The sequence below is a fragment of the Paenibacillus lupini genome (assembly GCF_011761355.1).
Lineage (GTDB): Bacteria > Bacillota > Bacilli > Paenibacillales > Paenibacillaceae > Pristimantibacillus > Pristimantibacillus lupini.
Map to the genome: position 1 here is coordinate 535,247 of NZ_JAASRW010000005.1, position 19,329 is coordinate 554,575.

22 protein-coding genes are annotated in these 19,329 nt (G+C 45.2%); 14 read left to right on the forward strand and 8 right to left on the reverse strand.

From position 1 onward, the window contains the following. Positions 1-197 precede the first annotated feature (197 nt). The gene (locus tag FHS17_RS18860; RefSeq protein WP_167279964.1) at positions 198-1,217 is read left to right on the forward strand and encodes an LLM class flavin-dependent oxidoreductase; all 1,020 of its coding nucleotides are present in this window, start codon (positions 198-200) and stop codon (positions 1,215-1,217) included. Positions 1,218-1,413: 196 nt separating this feature from the next. Here the strand turns inward: FHS17_RS18860 and fabV are convergent, their stop codons facing one another. Next, positions 1,414-2,604 carry an enoyl-ACP reductase FabV gene (fabV, locus tag FHS17_RS18865; RefSeq protein WP_167279965.1) on the reverse strand — a complete coding sequence of 397 codons (1,191 nt, stop codon included), beginning with the start codon at positions 2,602-2,604 and terminating at the stop codon, positions 1,414-1,416. Positions 2,605-2,803: 199 nt separating this feature from the next. Beyond that, entirely contained in the window at positions 2,804-3,010 is a 207-nt protein-coding gene (locus tag FHS17_RS18870; RefSeq protein ID WP_167279966.1) for an alpha/beta-type small acid-soluble spore protein, read from the reverse strand. 53 nt (positions 3,011-3,063) lie between these two features. Between FHS17_RS18870 and FHS17_RS18875 the strand changes: the two genes are divergently transcribed. Together FHS17_RS18875 and FHS17_RS18880 are read left to right on the forward strand one after the other, a co-directional pair. Further along, positions 3,064-3,504, forward strand: coding sequence for a phasin family protein (locus FHS17_RS18875; protein WP_243865426.1), 441 nt, complete (start codon positions 3,064-3,066; stop codon positions 3,502-3,504). Between the two features lie 14 nt (positions 3,505-3,518). Next, complete coding sequence (locus FHS17_RS18880; RefSeq protein ID WP_167279967.1) at positions 3,519-5,186, forward strand: ABC1 kinase family protein; 1,668 nt, start codon at positions 3,519-3,521, stop codon at positions 5,184-5,186. A 267-nt stretch (positions 5,187-5,453) separates the two neighbouring features. Here FHS17_RS18880 and FHS17_RS18885 read toward each other — a convergent pair whose 3' ends face one another. The 4 genes from FHS17_RS18885 to FHS17_RS18900 form a co-directional block, all read right to left on the reverse strand. Beyond that, positions 5,454-5,816 carry a hypothetical protein gene (locus FHS17_RS18885; protein ID WP_167279968.1) on the reverse strand — a complete coding sequence of 121 codons (363 nt, stop codon included), beginning with the start codon at positions 5,814-5,816 and terminating at the stop codon, positions 5,454-5,456. A 41-nt stretch (positions 5,817-5,857) separates the two neighbouring features. After that, positions 5,858-6,550 carry a metal-dependent hydrolase gene (locus FHS17_RS18890; RefSeq protein WP_167280082.1) on the reverse strand — a complete coding sequence of 231 codons (693 nt, stop codon included), beginning with the start codon at positions 6,548-6,550 and terminating at the stop codon, positions 5,858-5,860. A 222-nt stretch (positions 6,551-6,772) separates the two neighbouring features. Beyond that, positions 6,773-7,660 (reverse strand): VOC family protein, encoded by an 888-nt coding sequence (locus tag FHS17_RS18895; RefSeq protein ID WP_167279969.1) that lies wholly within the window; start codon positions 7,658-7,660, stop codon positions 6,773-6,775. 227 nt (positions 7,661-7,887) lie between these two features. Further along, entirely contained in the window at positions 7,888-8,664 is a 777-nt protein-coding gene (locus FHS17_RS18900; protein ID WP_167279970.1) for a Cof-type HAD-IIB family hydrolase, read from the reverse strand. 216 nt (positions 8,665-8,880) lie between these two features. On the opposite strand from FHS17_RS18900, the gene FHS17_RS18905 reads away from it, so the two are divergent. Next, entirely contained in the window at positions 8,881-9,810 is a 930-nt protein-coding gene (locus FHS17_RS18905; RefSeq protein ID WP_167279971.1) for a manganese-dependent inorganic pyrophosphatase, read from the forward strand. 53 nt (positions 9,811-9,863) lie between these two features. On the opposite strand, the gene FHS17_RS18910 is transcribed toward FHS17_RS18905, so the two are convergent. Next, positions 9,864-10,367, reverse strand: a complete 504-nt coding sequence (locus tag FHS17_RS18910) for a GNAT family N-acetyltransferase (protein ID WP_167279972.1) — start codon at positions 10,365-10,367, stop codon at positions 9,864-9,866. Positions 10,368-10,489: 122 nt separating this feature from the next. Next, the gene (locus FHS17_RS18915) at positions 10,490-10,975 is read right to left on the reverse strand and encodes a C40 family peptidase (protein ID WP_167279973.1); all 486 of its coding nucleotides are present in this window, start codon (positions 10,973-10,975) and stop codon (positions 10,490-10,492) included. A gap of 290 nt (positions 10,976-11,265) precedes the next feature. Between FHS17_RS18915 and FHS17_RS18920 the strand changes: the two genes are divergently transcribed. From FHS17_RS18920 to FHS17_RS18965, 10 genes are all read left to right on the forward strand, one after another. Next, positions 11,266-11,739: a MarR family winged helix-turn-helix transcriptional regulator gene (locus FHS17_RS18920; protein WP_167279974.1), complete on the forward strand. Its 474-nt coding sequence runs from the start codon at positions 11,266-11,268 to the stop codon at positions 11,737-11,739. A 3-nt stretch (positions 11,740-11,742) separates the two neighbouring features. Then, entirely contained in the window at positions 11,743-13,470 is a 1,728-nt protein-coding gene (locus tag FHS17_RS18925; protein WP_167279975.1) for an ABC transporter ATP-binding protein, read from the forward strand. Continuing rightward, a complete protein-coding gene (locus FHS17_RS18930) occupies positions 13,467-15,347 on the forward strand; it encodes an ABC transporter transmembrane domain-containing protein (protein WP_167279976.1) in 1,881 nt (626 codons plus the stop codon). Before FHS17_RS18925 ends, FHS17_RS18930 begins: the two co-directional genes overlap by 4 nt. Positions 15,348-15,990: 643 nt before the next feature. Further along, positions 15,991-16,350, forward strand: coding sequence for a hypothetical protein (locus FHS17_RS18935; protein ID WP_167279977.1), 360 nt, complete (start codon positions 15,991-15,993; stop codon positions 16,348-16,350). 10 nt (positions 16,351-16,360) lie between these two features. After that, entirely contained in the window at positions 16,361-16,819 is a 459-nt protein-coding gene (locus FHS17_RS18940; protein WP_167279978.1) for an NUDIX domain-containing protein, read from the forward strand. A 168-nt stretch (positions 16,820-16,987) separates the two neighbouring features. Next, the gene (locus tag FHS17_RS18945) at positions 16,988-17,284 is read left to right on the forward strand and encodes a DUF4362 domain-containing protein (protein ID WP_167279979.1); all 297 of its coding nucleotides are present in this window, start codon (positions 16,988-16,990) and stop codon (positions 17,282-17,284) included. Between the two features lie 21 nt (positions 17,285-17,305). Continuing rightward, positions 17,306-17,866, forward strand: a complete 561-nt coding sequence (locus FHS17_RS18950) for an AAA family ATPase (protein ID WP_167279980.1) — start codon at positions 17,306-17,308, stop codon at positions 17,864-17,866. A 72-nt stretch (positions 17,867-17,938) separates the two neighbouring features. Then, complete coding sequence (locus FHS17_RS18955) at positions 17,939-18,352, forward strand: GNAT family N-acetyltransferase (protein ID WP_167279981.1); 414 nt, start codon at positions 17,939-17,941, stop codon at positions 18,350-18,352. A gap of 24 nt (positions 18,353-18,376) precedes the next feature. Then, on the forward strand, positions 18,377-18,676 hold the full coding sequence (locus tag FHS17_RS18960; protein ID WP_167279982.1) for a hypothetical protein: 300 nt from the start codon (positions 18,377-18,379) through the stop codon (positions 18,674-18,676). Beyond that, entirely contained in the window at positions 18,666-19,322 is a 657-nt protein-coding gene (locus FHS17_RS18965) for an HAD family hydrolase (protein WP_167279983.1), read from the forward strand. The genes FHS17_RS18960 and FHS17_RS18965 overlap by 11 nt, the downstream gene beginning before the upstream one ends. Positions 19,323-19,329 lie beyond the last annotated feature (7 nt).

The following is a 19,329-nucleotide window of genomic DNA, read 5'->3' on the forward strand; positions in this document are numbered from 1 at the left end:
TATGTCCTTATTATAGCTCGAATAATGGGGTTTCGTAAAGCGTAAACAAACAGTCATTGGCGGAAATTCAGGGGATTTTTGTGCAGACTAAGGAGGAATTGCTTATTGGTTTCCACAAGTCACTTACTAATGTATAGCAGAGTGAAAAGAACTTCGTTATAATAGACATGATGTCATGAGGAAAAGGAGTGTTAAAGATGTTTTCGATTAAAAAGCTTGGCAACGTCAAGCTATCCATATTAGATCTTGCACCAATTGTTGAAGGTTCTACCGCGTCTGACGCTTTGCGCAACAGCCTTGATCTTGCTCAGCACGCAGAAAAATGGGGTTATACTCGTTACTGGGTTGCTGAACATCACAGTATGCCTGGTATTGCTAGCTCGGCTACTTCGCTAGTTATTGGTCATATTGCCGGCGGTACATCAACCATTCGAGTTGGCTCAGGCGGTATTATGCTGCCAAATCATGCCCCGCTTGTTATCGCGGAGCAGTTCGGAACGCTGGAATCACTTTATCCTGGGCGAATTGATCTTGGTCTTGGACGTGCTCCAGGCAGCGACCGACAGACGATGGTGGCGTTACGCCGTGATTTGTATGGTGGTGGCGGCGAGAACTTCCCGGCGATGCTTGAGGAGCTTCGCGGGTATTTTAGAGGGCCGGAGTCCGAGAGAGCGGTTCGTGCTGTGCCTGGTGAAGGGCTGGATGTGCCGATCTGGCTGCTTGGATCGAGTGACTTCAGCGCAAGACTTGCTGGAGAGCTTGGCCTTCCGTTTGGCTTTGCGAGCCATTTCTCGCCGGACTTTACGCTGCCTGCGCTGGACATTTATCGCAGCAGCTTCAAGCCATCAGCTTATCTGGATAAACCGTATGCAATGGTGGGAGTGAATGCGATCGCAGCCGATACGGATGAACATGCCGTATGGCTTGGTACAACACTGGAGCAGCAGTTCCTCAACCTTATTCGAGGCGGAGTGCCTAGAAAAATTCAGCCACCAGCTGAGCTGGAAGGGCAAGCGAACCCTCATGAGCTTACGGCTGTTCGTAATCAGCTTCGGTCATCCATTAAGGGCAGCCCGCAGACTGTTGAAGAGAAGCTAAATGCGTTCATTGAGCAGACACAGGCGGATGAAGTGATCATCAACTGTGCAATCTATGATCATCAGGAGCGGCTCAAGTCATATGAGCTGATTGCTCAGCTTGGAATTAAGGGGCAGTAAAGGAGAGTTGGCTTAACGATGTGCGACATCGTTAAGCCTGCGAAAGAGCTCTGATTAGTGTGTCTTAACGATGCGCGACATCGTTAAGGTGCTTAGAGTAGGCTGAGCAAGCCAAATCGAGCAGAGCTGGGCCTTTTGTTTGGAACATAAAAAGGACGGAGCAGGCGAGCCTGCTCCGTCTTTTTGCATCTATTAATTAGCGAAGATTTGGAATATCTACTTCTGGGCTTGTGTCTGCTTCATAATCAACGCCGTCGGTTTCAAAGCCGAACAGCTGGAAGAACTCGCGGCGGTAGCCTTCAAGATCAGACAGCTCATACACGTTCTCCGTTGTAATCTCGCTCCACAGCTTGTCTACTTCTGCTTGTACATCTGCACGCATTTCCCAGTCATCCATACGGATAAGGCCTTTTTCGTCAACTGGTGTTGGGCCATCAGTATAGAGGCGTGTTGCGAACATACGGTACATTTGCTCGATGCAGCCTTCGTGGATGCCTTTTTCCTTCATCACTTTGAAGAGGGCCGAGATGTACAGTGGAACGACAGGAATCGCCGAGCTTGATTGTGTAACCAGGGCTTTGGCAACCGCTACATAAGCACGTCCTCCAGTGGACGATAGCTGCTCAGTCAGTCGGCGCGCTGTAACTTCAAGATCGTTTTTCGCTTTGCCGATTGTTCCGTCGCGGTATACAGCATGCGTAATTTCTGGACCAACATAGGAGTATGCAAGAGTTGTTGTGCCTTCAGCAAGAACGCCTGCCGCTTGCAGCTCGTCGATCCACATTTGCCAGTCTTCGCCGCCCATAACAGTAATCGTCTGGCTGATTTCTTCTTCAGTAGCCGGTTCGATTGTAGCATCTGTAACAATGCCATTATGGAAGTTAACGGTTTTGTTCGTGTACGTTTGGCCGATTGGTTTAATAACCGAATTGAACACTTCGCCAGTCTTCGGATGAATGCGGCGTGGGGCAGCAACGCTGTATACGACCAGATCAACCGAGCCAAGCTCAGTGCGGATCAGATCGATAGTTCTTGCTTTCGTTTCGTCGGAGAAAGCATCACCAGAGAGGCTGAACGATTTCAAGCCGGCCTCTGCAGCAGCTTTCTCAAAAGCTGCGGAGTTGTACCAGCCTGGCTTAGCTGTACGGGAGCCTTCAGCTCCTTTACTAGTGAAAACGCCAACCGTGCTGGCACCTGCGCCAAACGAAGCTACGATGCGTGATGCCAGGCCGTAGCCTGTAGATGCGCCAATAACAAGCACGTTACGGGGACCTTCAATTTTTGGCTGCGACTGCACATATTCTACTTGGCTCTCAACTTGCTTTGCGCAGCCTGCTGGATGAGAGGTTGTACAAATAAAGCCGCGTGATTTTGGTTTGATAATCATATGGTAAATTCCTTTCTTCATTCAATTCATATGTATGGGTATTTACGATGGGGCTAATTCATTTTACCGATTTTCAGCTCCAAATGGAAGTTCATGCTCGAAGGAATTCACAAAAAACAGGGCTAATCCCATTAAGCAGTAACATCTGCCGGGTTCAGCCCTTGTTGTATTGGTATGTAAAAGCTTAAAACACAGCTTACTAGTAACGACCAGCGATTTGCTGCTCTGCAAGCTGGACGAGACGTTTCGTAATAGATCCACCAATAGACCCCATCTCACGAGTGGTCATATGGCCGTAATAGCCGTCAGCGGGGAGAGTAATGCCAAGCTCTTGTGCGATCTCGTACTTTAATTGTTCGAGTGCAGCGCGAGCTCCCGGGACTAACAATGAGTTGCGGTTCGACATCTGTTATGCCTCCTAAAAAGATTTATCCAACAAATAAGCTTCTTGGCGTTATTATGCGAAAAGCGAAAAAGGATTATTCGTTAATTCCTCCTGATTTTACCGATAATGGTTCACTTGCTCAGGTGGATGACTGTAATCGGGCCAAGTTGCATAAACTGGATATATTCCATAATGGCTGGTTAGGAGTGATTACAGTGAAAGATTTGTTCGGAAGGGCTGTATCGTTTGGACTTGGATTTGCAGTGACAAGTAAGGAGCAGCTAGAGAAGCTGGCAGATGAATGGGTGAAAAAAGGTGAGATCACTAAAGCCGAGTCCTCCGTTTATGTTGATGAGCTTCTGAAGAAAGGCGAAGAAACACGTAATAAGATTGAAGAAATGATCCGAGATCGGGTCCAAGCGATTGTTGGAGAAAGATATGTGACACGGGAGCAATACGAGCAGCTTGAGCAGCGAGTGGTGGCGCTGGAACATAAAGAAACACCTGTTGATTGAACTGAGGCGCATGTATGAGCATAAAATCGAAATTCCGGCATTTGCAGCGGTATAGGGAAATTGCCATCGCTTTTGTCCGCAACGGCTTCGGGTATCTTGTCAAAGATCTGGGGCTGCCGGATACCGGTTTGCTGCTGCATGGCGGTGAAAGACAGGACATTCGTAAACGCGGAGTCGGCGAGCGGCTTCGCATGTTTCTAGAGGAGCTTGGTCCAACATTCGTCAAGCTTGGTCAAATGGCAAGCATACGGCCTGACCTAATTCCTGCGGGAATCATTGCAGAGCTGGAACGACTGCAGGATCATGTTCAGCCTTTCTCTTACCTGGAAGCGGTACATATTATTGAAGATGAGCTTGGTTCGCCAATTGAGCGTTTATTTGCCGAGTTCAGTGAAGTGCCGCTGGCATCTGCTTCAATCGGGCAGGTCTATCGGGCGAAGCTGATGGATGGCACCCACGTCGCGGTAAAAGTGCAGCGTCCGTACATTCAAAAGGTCATTGAGACCGATCTGGATATATTGTCCGAGCTTGCACGGGTAGCTGAAAATCGCCTGGAATGGGCGCGTAACTATCGGCTTCGCGATATGATGGATGAGATTTCAAGAGCACTGAGGGCTGAACTGGATTATGGGCTGGAAGCCCGAAATGCGGAACGGTTCGCCCAGCAAAGCAGCAAGCTTGATGGTGTAATCATCCCGGCGATCTATTGGGAATATTCCAGTAAGCTTGTTCTGACCATGGACTATGTGGAAGGAATTAAGCTGTCGGATCGTGAACGTCTCGATGAAGAGGGACATAATTGCAAAAAGCTAGCTGAGCGATATTCCAAAGCGATTTTTCATCAAGTACTCGTGGACGGTTTTTTCCACGGGGATCCGCATCCAGGCAATATGCTCGCTTTACCCGATGGGACCTTGGCTTTTCTTGATTTTGGGATGGTCGGACGATTATCTCCGGATATGAAGCAGCATTTTGCCACATTTGTTATTGGTCTGCGCAATCAAAGTACAAGTACCATTATTCGGGCGATTAATGGCATGGGGTTTATCCCGGAAGATACGAATAGGAAGGCGCTTCGGGCTGATGTTGACGAGATGAGGGACAAATATTATGAAGTGCCTCTCAGTCAGGTAAAGCTAGGCGAATCCGTTAACGAGCTGTTTGCGCTCGCTTTCCGTCATGGCATACGTATTCCGTCTGAACTGACTTTGCTTGGTAAAACCTTTTTGACGATGGAAGGGGTAGTAACGGCGCTGGATCCGGAATTCAGTGTGTTTGATGTTGCGGAGCCATTTGGCCGTAAGCTGGTGATGGAGAAGCTGGATCCGCGCCGGCTTGCCCGGAAGTGGATGGATGATCTTCCTGATTATTTGGAGCTGTTATCTGATCTTCCGCTCAGCTTGCGTAGTGTGCTCAATTCCATGCGGAAAGGCAGGCTGGGGCTGGATCTCGCGATTCCGGAGTTAAATGCTGTCCTGAAAAAAATGGACCAAATCAGCAATCGGCTAAGCTTAAGTATCGTGCTGTTGTCGTTCAGTATTATTATGGTGGGCCTCATTATCGGCTCATCGATGGGACATCAGAGTACGGTGCTGTGGAATATACCGGCGATTGAGATTGGATTTGGGATTGCGACAGTTTTGTTTGTTTGGTTGATTGTGGCGATAATCCGGAGTAGATAGCGGATTAGAGGAAAAGAGTTATTTGTATAGATTGGGGAATAACGGAATGTATCTCCTTGCAGTCCAACCGAATGTGTGACAGTATTGAATTTCTGTCACACATTCGGTGGGGTTATTAGAGTGAAATTTGAATCAACTCGTTCTCAACGAGATTTCACTCTAATAAAGGCAAACGCTTCGCTCCTCCAGGAGATACATTGCCTCTATTCCTTATCTATTTTTTGGGGGACAGTGGAAAGGAGCAGGGAAATCTCCCTGCTCCTTTTTTTATAGTCTTCTGCGGTTGAAGTATTTGATGAATAGACAGGCGAGAAGCATGACAAGGATGGCTATACCGGCTTTGATAGCCTCGCCGGAGTTATCTTGCTGGTTCGTCGTTGTGCCCATACCGCCCATGCCTCCGAAGCCGCCGCCTCTCATACCGCCGCCACCGCCACCTTGGAACCCATCCGGTGGTTGACCCATGTCGCCGCCTTGAAATCCATCCGTCGGCTGGTCCATGTCGTCACCCTGGAACCCTCCAGGTGGCTCGCCCATATCGGCTCCGCCTTGAGCAATGCCTTGCTGCTGAGCATCTGCATCATTGGCACCTTGGGCTGCTGCCCCTTGCTGGCGGCCGCCGCCTTGCATACCTCCGAAGCCATAGTCGGAAGACAGCTTTGATGCAGTAATTAGATAGACAGCTTTTGGCCGGGTTCGAGCAGCTGGCCTCTTAAGCCTTTTGCCTCGAGTGCTTGCACGAAAGCTTCTGCGTCCTGGCGGATAATCGGGAACGAGTTGTAATGAACAGGGATGGTCAGCTTCGCGCCGAACCATTCTGCTGCTTGAAGTGCATCTTCAGGTCCCATCGTGTAGTGATCACCGATTGGGATGAGAGCTACGTCAATGTCATAACGGTCGCCGATCATCTTCATATCTCCGAATAAGCCCGTATCGCCAGTATGGAGAATGGTTTTCCCATCAATCGTAATGATATAGCCGCCTGGCATACCGCCATAAATAATGCGCTGCTCTTCTGCAATTGTAATGCCGGAGCTGTGGAAAGCCTGGATCATCTTCGCTTTAGCAAAGCCTAGATCAACAGTACCACCAATGTTCATACCAATGGTCTCGACGCCCTTCCAGGACATATAAGTAGCAAGCTCGACATTAGCAACTACCGGAGCATTATTCGCTTTGGAGATTGGCTCTGCATCAAGAATATGATCGACGTGAGCATGTGTCAGAAGAATGGAATTTACTTTAATATCTTTCGGTTTAGTGACTGCAAGTTCATTGCCTCTTAAAAAGGGGTCAATCACAAGCGAGTTGTCTCCAGATGAAATCTGTACACAAGAATGACCGTGGAAAATAATATCTGTCATCATAACAGCTCCTTAAAAGAATTATCACACAAATGGTCTGGATAAGACTATTCGTGATGATTCTTGCCTCGTAAGCATAAGCCTTAAAAGAATTATCACACAAATGGTCAGGATAAGACTATTCGTGATGATTCTTGCAACGTAAGCATAAGCCTAAAGAATTATCACACAAATGGTCTGGATAAGACTATTCGTGATGATTCTTGCAACGTAAGCATATGCTTAATCGTTTTGTTGGACAAGTTTGGTGGTAAGTTTAATACGAACACTTGAAGGGTCAGTAACAAAGGCAGTGCCATCATCTTGCTGTTCGACGGTTACGCCAGCGGCAAGCAGACGCTCGAGGGTGGAGGACAGCTCGCCATGGTCCGGGTACACGATGGTGTAATAATCAAGACCAGTTGATTGCGGTGAAGGAGCGGGTGCTCCGATACCTGCCCATATATTAAGCCCAAGATGGTGATGATAACCGCCAGCAGATACGAATAAAGCCCGCATCTGGGCGTAATCGCCGACTATATCAAAGCCAAGCAAGCCATTGTAAAAGGCTCGTGACTCCGGAAGGCCTGCTGTATGAAGATGGACATGGCCCATAATCGTCTCAGGCGGCAAACCTTTCGATATATCTTCTTCGCCGGCCTCCTGTAATAGACCTTCCCAATCGATCGGATCCGTTGCCATGACATAATCGCCATTGGCATCACGTTTCCACTCAGATCGTGGTCTGTCAGCATAAATCTCAATTCCATTATTATCTGGGTCCGAGAGGTACAGCGCTTCACTAACCAGATGATCGGCCTGACCAATTGGTGTGCGGTGGGCAATCAGCCGTTTGAGCACTATGCCAAGTTCCTTGCGGTTTGGCAGCAACAAAGCGTAATGGTACAATCCGGTCGTTCTTCTGCGTTCCGGGGCTACAACAGCATCCGGTATTTGTTCAAGCAATACGAGAGTTGTCTGGCCATCAGCTGTCAAAGCGGCGGTATGTTCGGTTTGATTCAATACCTTAAGTCCAATAATTTCCGTATAGTAGCGAAGAGATTGTGCCAGGTTGCTGATTTTTAGTTTTACTTCGCCAAGTTTTGTGTCTGGATGAATGCTTATGGACATGATGAAGCCCTCCTTCGCTCGGTTACTTTTTGTAAATAAATATAAATAATATATTTAGTGTTGTCAAGTTATGGACTGGTAAAGGAGAGCTTGAGAGACGGGAGAGAGAAGGGCTTAAGAGGTGGTGTCAACAGTCAATGGTTAGTTTGGAAAAAGAAGCCGATTAAGATACATGGGTATCAGAAAAAAATAAAAAACCCGCGGGATCCGCGGGCTGTTCAATCACATTATTTAATTAGACCGGCATGTACAAGACCTTTGCGGATGCCGCTCTCACTCACATGCGAAGTAACATAGTTGGCGAAAGGCATCAGCTCTTTGTGGGAATTGCCCATAGCAATACCGAGACCAACTACCTCGAGCATTTCTTTATCATTCAGGCCGTCTCCAAAAGCGACAGCTTCCTCTGGAGCGATGTTAAGAAGCTTCAGCAGCGCCTTGATACCTTGAGCTTTGGAGCCGTCATTTGTAAGAACGTCCATAGCCGTCTCATGCCAGCGGATGAACCGCAGACCTGGATTAGCCTCTTCGTATAGATGCTCTTCCTCAGCGGTACAATGTAAGAAGATCTGATAGACATCTTCATTCTGCCAGAAATCCGGATCGAATCCAGGCTGCGCAACCTGCAGGGATGCAACGGAATTAAAGACATGAGGATGTGACTCCGTATTCCGGTAAAAAGCGTTATGTCCTTCATACACAAGGGTATGGTTGTGTGTATTGGCATGCTTCACTAAGATCTCCACGTCTTCGCGAGGAATCGGACGGTGATAGATCGCTTCGCCTTTGTACACCACATAGGCGCCGTTCAGACTAACATAAGAATCAATACCAAGCTGCTCAGCAATTGGAGCGAAGAAATAAGGCGCTCTGCCTGTTGCGATTACGGCAGGAACACCACTTGCTTGCAGTTCGCGGATTGCATCAATTGTATCCTGTGGAATTTGTTTTTCCTCATCAAGTAACGTACCGTCGATGTCAAAGAAAGCAATTTTATAAGACATAAGTAGGCTCTCCTATTCTCTTATTACGGATTTCTATATATTGAGGTACTATACCATCGAATTCTGTTATTAGGCAAGCTTCAAAGGCTGGAATAATCGAGCAAAAGAGCGGCAGGATATGATCTTCTCACCGTGTAAAATAGTAGGAATAAAACGCATAATGCGATATAATCAGTGTTGGGTTTCTATAAATGGGAAATAAGGAGAATGCACACAATGGAAAAAACATTGATCTTCGGACATAAAAATCCGGATACAGATACAATCTGTTCTGCGATTGCCTATGCGGAATTGAAAGCGAAACTTGGTTTTAACGTAGAAGCAGTACGCCTTGGCGACGTTAACGGCGAAACACAATATGCACTGGATACATTCAAAACAGAAGCTCCACGTTTTGTTGAGACAGTAGCAGGTGAAGTAAACAACGTTATTCTCGTTGACCATAACGAGCGCCAGCAAAGCGTTTCCGATATTGACAAAGTTCGCGTTGTTGAAGTTATCGATCACCACCGTATCGCAAACTTCGAGACTGCTGGTCCTTTGTACTTCCGTGCTGAGCCAGTTGGCTGTACAGCGACAATTCTTAACAAATTGTACAAAGAAAACGGCGTAGAGATCCGCAAAGAAATCGCTGGTCTGATGCTTTCCGCTATTATCTCGGACTCCCTTCTGTTCAAATCGCCTACTTGCACAGATCAAGACGTAGCAGCAGCTCGTGAGCTGGCTGAAATCGCTGGTGTTGACGCTGACGTATATGGCCTTGAAATGCTGAAAGCTGGCGCTGATCTTCGCGACAAAACAATTGCACAGCTTCTGTCCCTTGATGCTAAAGAATTCTCGATGGGCAGCGCTAAAGTTGAAATCGCTCAAGTAAACGCGGTTGATACCAACGACGTACTTGTTCGCCAAGCTGATCTTGAAGCAGCAATCAACGAAATCATCGCACAAAAAGGTCTTGATCTGTTCGTACTTGTTGTAACAGACATTCTGAACAGCGATTCCATCGCACTTACTTTGGGTTCCAAAGCAGCTGCGGTTGAACAAGCTTACAACGTAACGTTGGAAAGCAACAAAGCTCTTCTTAAAGGCGTAGTTTCGCGTAAATCGCAGATTGTTCCTGTTTTGACTGAGACGCTGAGCAAATAAGCTTCTATATAATAGAAGAAAGACCGTTTTCTCGTTTGAGAAAACGGTCTTTTTTACGTTAAGAACAGCACCATATTTTCCTCGTCCCAATATTGTCCTCCGGATTTCATGGCATTACGTTCAATTCCAAATACCTTAAAACCGCAGCTAGCATAAAGTTGTTTGGCTGCAGCATTGTCGGATATGACGGTCAGGTTGATTTGCTCCAGGCCATCCAGAAGGGAGGCTCTTCTCACCAGTTCCTGAATCAGGGCTTTACCTAATCCTTGACCTCGAGAATCTGGTGCAACATACATGGCATAGATAGTTCCTTTATGGATGATCTTAGTTCTTGATTCCCTAACGAAAGTAACCATCCCAACAAGGTGGTTGTCCTCAAAAGCACCCAAAGTAAAACGGCCGTCATCAGGTTTAATCTGCTGACGGATCTCTTCTATGGGCCGAGCGCTCTGAATCTCATAAGTGGTTAAGAAGGCCTCGGGGCTGTCCAGCAAAGAATGAAGCCGAAGCTCATGGCAACATTCAGCATCTTCTATATCCAAAACTCTAATCTCCAAGTCGACCCCTCCAAATGTATCTGCTCTTCCACCAACAATTCCATAAGAATGACAAATTATCCTTTAAGCACATAAAAAAATGGCTGAGCTGGAAGCTCAACCATTTTGTATGTGAAATGAGATTAGTTTATTACGCGGCGTGCAGTTACATATTTGGTATTCCAGTAAGAGCTGGACATATCCGATACAGTTACGCCTTGGCTAGTGGAGCTGTGAAGAATTTTTTTAGAACCGGCATAGATGGCTACATGGCTGATGCTGATTCCATTTGTTCTGAAGAAAACAAGGTCACCCGTGCTTAGTTCCGTTTTTGGTACCTTTTTGCCAACAGCTGCTTGCTCGCTTGCTGTACGTGGCAGGTTAACATCTAGGCCGGCGAACATAAATTTCGTGAAGGAGGAGCAGTCAAAAGCATATGTAATGCCGACCGGGGCACCGTATTTATAAGGTACTCCTAAGTAGTTTTTTCCTTCACTAATTAAAGCCAGGGATTTTGCAGTTGCAGCCTCTGCATGGTTCGAGTTGGAGCTTAAGGTGAAAGCAGACAATGCGATTGTAGCAAGAATACTTAAAGTCATTAATTTTTTAAGGGATTTTAGTGTTTTCATGGTTGTATGGTTTCCTTTCGTTTGTAAATTCATTCGAATTCAGATTCCATCTTGGCTGGATTTACTATAACACAATCAAAACAACACAAATTCTTACAATTAGAGAGAAAGGCTGGTGAAACGTAAGGGCATTCATCTTTATGAGAAATAAATGAGAATCTCCTAAGAATCCCCTGCAATAAATCTCATTTAGATTGACGAGGGTAAAATGTTGAAATATAATTAGGTAGCCAATTAATGTGGGTACTAAAATAATTGGTGACTTACATATTTAAAGTTGAGGTGATCAAATGGCCGGCGGTGGAGAAGAGACCGCAGCGCGGAAACTGATTGAAATGTTTATGCTGTTCAATAAAATGAACTGGAATCATCAGCCGCTGGATCTTAAACAGAAGCATAGTGAGATTCGGCTGTTAGTTGTAATCAAGCGTATGGGCAAAGGGGAAGAAGGAATTAAAGTATCAGATTTAAGCCGTTTTCTGCGGGTAACCTCACCAACTGTTACACAGCTGCTAAACCGGCTGGAAGAGATGGGACTTATTTTACGCAAAGAGGATCCGAAAGACAGAAGAGCGGTACTGGTGTCCCTGACTGAAGAAGGAGAATTAACGGCCAAGAAGGCATTAAAGGGTTTTCAAGATCGGATGAACGGTCTTATTGAATATTTAGGCGATGAAGATACTGAGCATTTAACCCGATTGCTCAAGAAGACTACGACTTATTTCGAACAAATGAATCAGACTGATTCAGGTGGAGATGATTAAATAATGTTGAAATTGTTCCGCTATTTGAAGCCGTTTCGGCTATTTGTTATTGGTGTGTTAGTATTCGTCTTCCTGCAGACGCTGTCTGATTTGTATCTGCCAACATTAATGGCTGATATCGTTGACAAGGGTGTCTCGACAGGAGACAAGGCTTATATTTGGAAGATTGGCGGCTTTATGCTGCTTGTAGCGGCTGGAGGCGGGATATGCTCCGTGCTGGCCAGTTATTTTTCTTCGAAATCTGCAATGGGGTTTGGACGGGATGTCCGCACGAAGGTATTTGGACATGTAGAGAATTTCTCACTTCAAGAGTTTGATAAGATCGGCACTGCGTCCCTGATCACTCGGACTACGAATGATATTACACAGGTGCAGCAAGTGCTTATCATGATTCTTCGTATGATGATTACCGCACCAATGATGTGTATTGGCGGTATTATTATGGCTATTTCGAAGGATGCGAAGCTGTCGCTTGTATTTGTAGTCGTAATTCCGGTGCTTGCAGGCGCAATCTTCCTCGTTGTTCGCAAAGGGATTCCACTCTTTAAAGCGATGCAGGTGAAGATTGATAAGCTGAACCTTGTTCTTCGCGAAGGATTAACGGGTATTCGTGTTATCCGTTCGTTTGACCGTATTAGCTATGAGAACAAAAAGTTTGATGCAGCGAATGCGGATTTGACGGATACTGCGGTTCGTGTAAACAAAATTATGGCGGTTCTTATGCCGCTTATGATGCTGATCATGAACATCTCGACGATTGTTATTATCGCAATTGGCGGTATTCGGATTGACAACGGCAACATGGAAATTGGTTCATTGATGGCCTTTATCCAATATGGCATGCAAATTATGTTCTCGCTTCTTATGATGTCGATGATGCTCATTATGATTCCTCGTGCACAGGCATCGGCCGTGCGTATTAATGAAGTGCTTGAGATGGTGCCTACTTTGACAGACAAAGCGGTGACTAAGAAGAATAGTGGTAAAGAAGGGTATGTAGAGTTTAAAAACGTTACTTTCAGCTATCCTGGTGCAGAGCAGCCAGCGCTGTCTGATATTTCGTTCCAGGCAGGTCCAGGCGAGATTACAGCTATTATTGGCGGTACTGGTGCGGGTAAATCAACCCTTGTAAGCTTGATTCCACGCTTCTATGACGTAAATGACGGACAAGTCATCATTGATGGCATGGACATCAGAGATATGTCACAGGAGGATCTTCGCCACAGAATCGGTTTTGTGCCGCAAAAGGCAGTTCTCTTTACGGGCACGGTAGCGGAAAATATTCGTTACGGACATGAAGAAGCAACGGATGAAGAAGTCAAACATGCTGCAGCTATTGCACAGGCTTCGGAATTTATCGGCAAGATGGACAATGGTTATGATGCGCCAATTGCACAAGGCGGCAATAACGTATCAGGCGGCCAGAAACAACGCTTGTCTATTGCCCGTGCATTGGTGAGAAGACCAGAGATTTATGTATTTGATGACAGCTTCTCGGCGCTTGATTTCAAGACAGATGCGAAGCTGCGTGCTGCTCTGAAGCCGGAAATCGGTAATGCGACAGTGATGCTTGTTGCGCAGCGTGTAAGTACCGTTATGGACGCTGATCGTATTATTGTTCTGGACGAAGGGCGTATTGCGGGAATCGGCAATCACAAAGAGCTTATGCAAACATGCGATGTCTACAAGGAAATTGTATCATCGCAGCTGTCTGAGGAGGAGATCGCGTGAGCCAGCAAAAAGGTAATGGTCGTCCGCCGGGCGGTCCTGGTAAAGGCCCAGGCATGGGTGGCGGACCTGGTGGATTTGGAATGCCTGTACAAAAGGCGAAAAATTTTAAAGGAACGTTGTTCCGTTTAATGGCTTATTTGAAGCCGCATCAAACTAAGCTGATGCTTGTATTGCTGACAGCTATACTCAGTACCGTATTTAGTATCGTGAGCCCTAAAATTATGGGTAAAGCGATGACGAAGCTGTATGAAGGTTTTTTTGGAAAACAAAGCGGCGGTCCGGGTATCGATTTTGACGGGATTACTCAAATCCTGCTCATTCTCGTTGTCTTGTACATTATCAGCTCCGTGTTCAGCTATATTCAGCAATATTTGATGGCAGGTGTAGCGCAGAATACCGTTTATGATTTGCGTAAGCAGGTGAATGCGAAGTTCAATCGGCTGCCACTGAAGTATTTTGACTCCAAGTCTAATGGTGATATCTTAAGCCGTGTCGTCAATGACGTGGACAATATCGCTAATACGTTGCAGCAGAGCTTAACTCAGCTTATTACTTCAGTCATTACGTTGGTTGGTATTATCGTGATGATGCTTACGATCAGCCCACTGATGACGTTGATCGTATTCTTAACGATTCCGGTCAGTTTGGCGGCAACAGCTGTTATTGCAAAACGCTCGCAGAAGCATTTTGTGAAGCAGCAAGCCGAGCTTGGTAAGCTGAACGGTCATGTCGAAGAGATGTATACCGGCCATAAAATCGTTAAAGCTTTTGGCCATGAGAATAAATCGATTGAGAAATTCAATAAAATGAATGACGAATTGTATAATGCAGGCTGGCGTGCTCAATTTATCTCCGGCATCATTATGCCGATCATGAGTTTCATCGGTAACATCGGTTACGTCTTTGTCAGCATCGTTGGTGGTATTCTCGTAACGAAGAGAGCGATTGAGGTCGGTGATATTCTGGCTTTCATTCAATACACGAGACAGTTTACTTGGCCAATTACGCAGCTAGCGAATATTTCGAACGTGATCCAATCGACGATCGCTTCCGCAGAACGTGTATTTGAGCTTCTGGATGAGGAAGAGGAAGTGCCTGAGGCAAATCCTGCGAAAACAATCGCTCGTCCGAATGGTTCTGTCAAGTTCGATCAGGTGAAGTTTGGTTATACAGCTGACAAAACATTGATTGATAACATGAACATTGATGTGCAGCCAGGTCAGACTGTAGCTATCGTAGGTCCAACGGGCGCTGGTAAAACAACGCTGGTTAACCTGCTCATGCGGTTCTACGAGCTGAGTGAAGGACGGATTACCATTGATGGTGTCAATATTACCGATATGAGACGCAGTAATCTGCGGGGCATGTTCGGAATGGTGCTTCAGGATACATGGCTCTTTAATGGTACAATCCGCGATAATATCGCTTATGGTCGTGAAGGGGCAACGGAAGATGATGTCGTAAATGCAGCCAAAGCTGCTCATGCCGATCACTTCATTCGGACGCTGCCGGACGGTTATGATACGATCCTGAACGAAGAAGCATCGAATATTTCGCAAGGACAAAAGCAATTATTGACTATTGCCCGCGCAATATTGGCTGACCCATCTATTCTTATTCTTGATGAAGCAACCTCTAGTGTTGATACACGGACGGAAGTATTCATTCAGAAGGCAATGGGCCATCTGATGGAAGGTAGAACAAGCTTCGTTATCGCTCACCGTCTGTCGACAATTCGTGATGCCGACCTCATTCTTGTGATGAACCAAGGCTCGATTATCGAGCAAGGTACTCATGAGCAGCTTATTGAGCAAGGCGGCTTCTATGCGGATTTGTATAATAGTCAGTTTACAGGGAAAGTAATCGAGGCGGTATAGGGTGTTGCTGTGGAGCGGTAGGGCAGTGTGGAAGGGCAAGGGATTGCGGGTTTGTATCTCTTCCGGCCGCTGTTATCATTCTGAATATTGAACTTGTTAATATAACGAGTATTCAGAATGATAAAGGCGAACGCTTCGCTCCTCCAGAGATACAAACCCTCCATCCCCCTCCTACCCCTAAACCCCAACAGCAAAGCCTCCCCCGCATCGATATGGGGGGGAGGCAGGGAGAGATAAGAGAAAGCGTGATTCTATTGCGCTTTCTCTTTTTTGTTTTGAATTATAGATTTTTTTTTAACTCGATTTCATCTTGAATGGGATATTATAATTTCCGGTAAGAGGGATAGAGGGCTTTTGTATTCTTGCCTCATTACTGCGCTAGGATATACGTGGATAGTCGACATCCGCGTGTTTGATAAAATCTTAATGCATCTACGTTGTCATTTGTTGTGATGAGCCATATACCGCACTCAAGTACCCACAGTTCCTTTAGCCATTTCCGATCACTTTCTGTTAAAGACGGAAGTATTTCAACCTCGTTTATTTTTCCTATAGATCGTACTTGAACCTCCTTCTCTTATTAAACATGGCATAGTATAATTGTTAGTCCCAGGATATGGTAGTTAGTGATGGGGGGATTGGCATGAAACAGAGTTATAAGATGATAGTGATTGTTCTTTTATGCTGCTTGATGGCTGCTTGTGGGCAAAAGATCAAGGTATTTGAGGATTCTATAGACACGATTGGAACAAATGAATTGCTTATTAATTGCTCAAAAGAGGTTACAAAAGGCGAGTCCGATGTTGATAGTATCGGCTATTTGTGCCGCGTACTTATCAATGAAGATACTGTCATTCAGAACGAACAAGGCGAGCCCGTTCAGTTGTCAGAACTCACTACATCAGATGTCGTACGAATCACACCTGTTAAACCTAAAAATGTTAAAAAGGGTAAAAGAGAGTTCACGGCTAAAGAGATCGTTCTATTAAAAGATAAACCATAGGGGGGTTAACATGAGACCAATTCGTAACTCTGCTAAAGCTATTATTATTCAAAATGAGAGAATTTTATTGACGGTAAATAAAGATGATGACGGGTTGTTTTATATTTTTCCTGGTGGAGGACAGGAAGTAAGTGAGAATCTGCAGGATGCAGTGAGAAGAGAGTGTTTGGAGGAGCTTGGTGAAGAGGTGAATGTAGGCGACCTCATTTATGTTCGAGAATATATCGGAAAAAACCACGAATTTGCAGAATCGAATTCAGAGGCGCATCAGGTGGAGTTTTATTTTCAATGCTCGCTCATTTCTACGCATCCAACCTTTGAGAATATGACGATTCCAGATGCGAACCAAGTGGGTATCGAATGGATCGAGATCAACAAGCTGGATGAAATCAGGGTATATCCGAAAGCGATTGTCGAACCAATAAAAAACATGGATCGTGACACACGTTATTTGGGTGATGTGAATTAATATCTTAGTCATAAAGGTGGCTCAATGAATATTAGATATATTTCAATCCTTCTACTCATTCTGGTTATTTTAAGCTTATCTTCGTGCTCTAGCTCTGAACAGACCGCTCCCCAAACTAAGATAGGCAGTGATATCCTGAAGACTTTTGGTCAAGAGGATCTAGTACGGATGCAGCGGTTTGTAGATAGAGCTAACGAAGGAAAAGTTGATTATCTTATTGCTATCCCGTCTACTATTGAAGGGGGCTATGTGATCTACGATCTGTTATCAGACAGAGGCTCCATTAAAGTTAGAATGGATAATTCAAGAGATAATAATAGCAATGGCATCGGATTTGAATTAACGTGCAAGTCTATCAAATTCACACAAGAAGCTAATGAGCAAAATGTGGTAGTTGAACAGTGCAAAGGGCCTACTGGTGATATTCCACAGCATAAGTTGTTCACGTTTGATACAAAGCGATAATTCCTTTGAGGAGATGGCGAAATGAAGTTTATCCTGATCTTTGGTCCACAAGCTGTTGGGAAGATGACGATAGGTCATGAGCTTGAAAAAATCACTTCTTTAAAGCTGTTCCATAATCATCAGACGATTGAGCTTCTTCAGCCTTATTTTGGATTTAGTCCGGAGATGTGGCGGATATCGGATTTGATTCGCAAAGAAATATTCGAGCAGATGGCTCAGAATGACAAAGCAGGGTTGATATTCACCTACGTATGGGCGTTCGATCAGCCAAATGACTGGGAGTTTATTGAGCAGGCTTGTACCATTTTTGAATCAAAAGGGCATGAGGTTTGCTTTGTTGAGCTTGAGGCTGCCCTTGAAGAAAGATTAATTCGTAATCGGACTCCGCATCGGCTGCAGCATAAACCAACAAAACGGGATGTTGAGCAATCTGAGAAGAACTTAATGCTATCGATGGAGCAGCATCGGTTGAATTCTTTGCCTGGCGAGATTACAAGAAAGAACTATATACGAATCCAGACGAAGGATCTTGCTCCAGATGTTACAGCCTACTTGATTAAACAACGATTTCATTTGAAATAGGGAGTATGAGTACTGAAAGTAGAACGTGCAACGAAAGCTGATTTGCATGGATGGCTTATTTTAGCAGGGAAAGTGGAATATCTGTTTGGTCCAATGGTTAATGATCCTGAATTCATTCAAACGCTTGAACGAAATATTAGTGAGGGCCGTGCATTTTGTGTGAGGGAACAGGAAGGGTTAGCAGGGTCGCCTCTGCAAGGAGGCGTATTAATATCTACAAAAGAAGCACCAAAATATAAAATAGGCTGGCTGGCGGTTTCTTCTCAGGCAAGAAATAAAGGCGTAGCGACAGCACTCCTTCAATATGTCTTGCAGCTAATAAATACCCCGGCAGAAGTCTCTGTTATTACATTTGGCGAAGATGTTCCTGATGGGAAGCCTGCGAGAGAGCTATATAAGAAATTTGGCTTTGTCCCTCAAGAACAAATTTTGCTCAATGGTCCGCAAGATGGCAGTCGTCAGTTGTTTAGGCTTGCGCTAAGCTAATCGTTGATTGGAGGGAACATACATATGCGAATTGAAGAGAATCAAATTTTAGAGCTGCTCAACCGTCTGCCAAAAGGGGAACAAGAGGAATTATCGCGCATGCTAAACAAAGCATTTCAATCTGAAATATCGCTGACAACCGAGGCATTGGCCACGAATTCGTTAGAACAGCTGATTACTTTACGGGATATTATTCAGGGGTACATCTTAACGAAGAATTATGTGCCCAATATTATTGACGCGTACAATATTATCGATACTGAGAAGCTGCCAAGTAAAATAAGTTTTGGTTCGATAAAGGAGACTCCTGAAAATGGAGATTAAAGCTGTGCTCTTTGATCTGGATGGCACATTGCTCGATCGGGATACTTCGCTTGGATTATTTGTTAACGATCAATATGATCGAATCCCTCAGTTTCATTTGGTTGAGAAAGACTTTTTTGTAAAACGATTTATCGAACTCGACCATCATGGTTACGTATGGAAGGACAAGGTCTATCAACAGCTGCTAAGTGAATTCCATATTCAAAATATGAGTTGGGAAGAGCTGCTGAAGGATTATCTTAGCTCTTTTCAAAAGCATTGTGTCGGGTTTCCTAACCTGATCAGTATGCTTTCTCGGCTAAAGAGTCATGGTGTAAAAATCGCACTAATATCAAATGGTTATGGACAGTTTCAATACGATAATTTTAAAGCTCTAGGGATCAGCGAATACTTCGATGAGGTTCTTATTTCGGAATGGGAAGGTTTGCGAAAGCCGGATCCGGCTATCTTCCAGCGAGCACTAAATAATCTAGGTGTTCAAGCCGAAGAAGCTGTATTTGTAGGTGACCATCCAGATGCCGATATAAGAGCAAGCCGCGCGGTTGGGATGAAAGCCGTGTGGAAACATAACTCCTCATACTCCTCGGATGTATTAGCGGACGCCATCATTTACGATCTGGAGGAGCTAATTCCCATAATTTTTTAAGTAAATT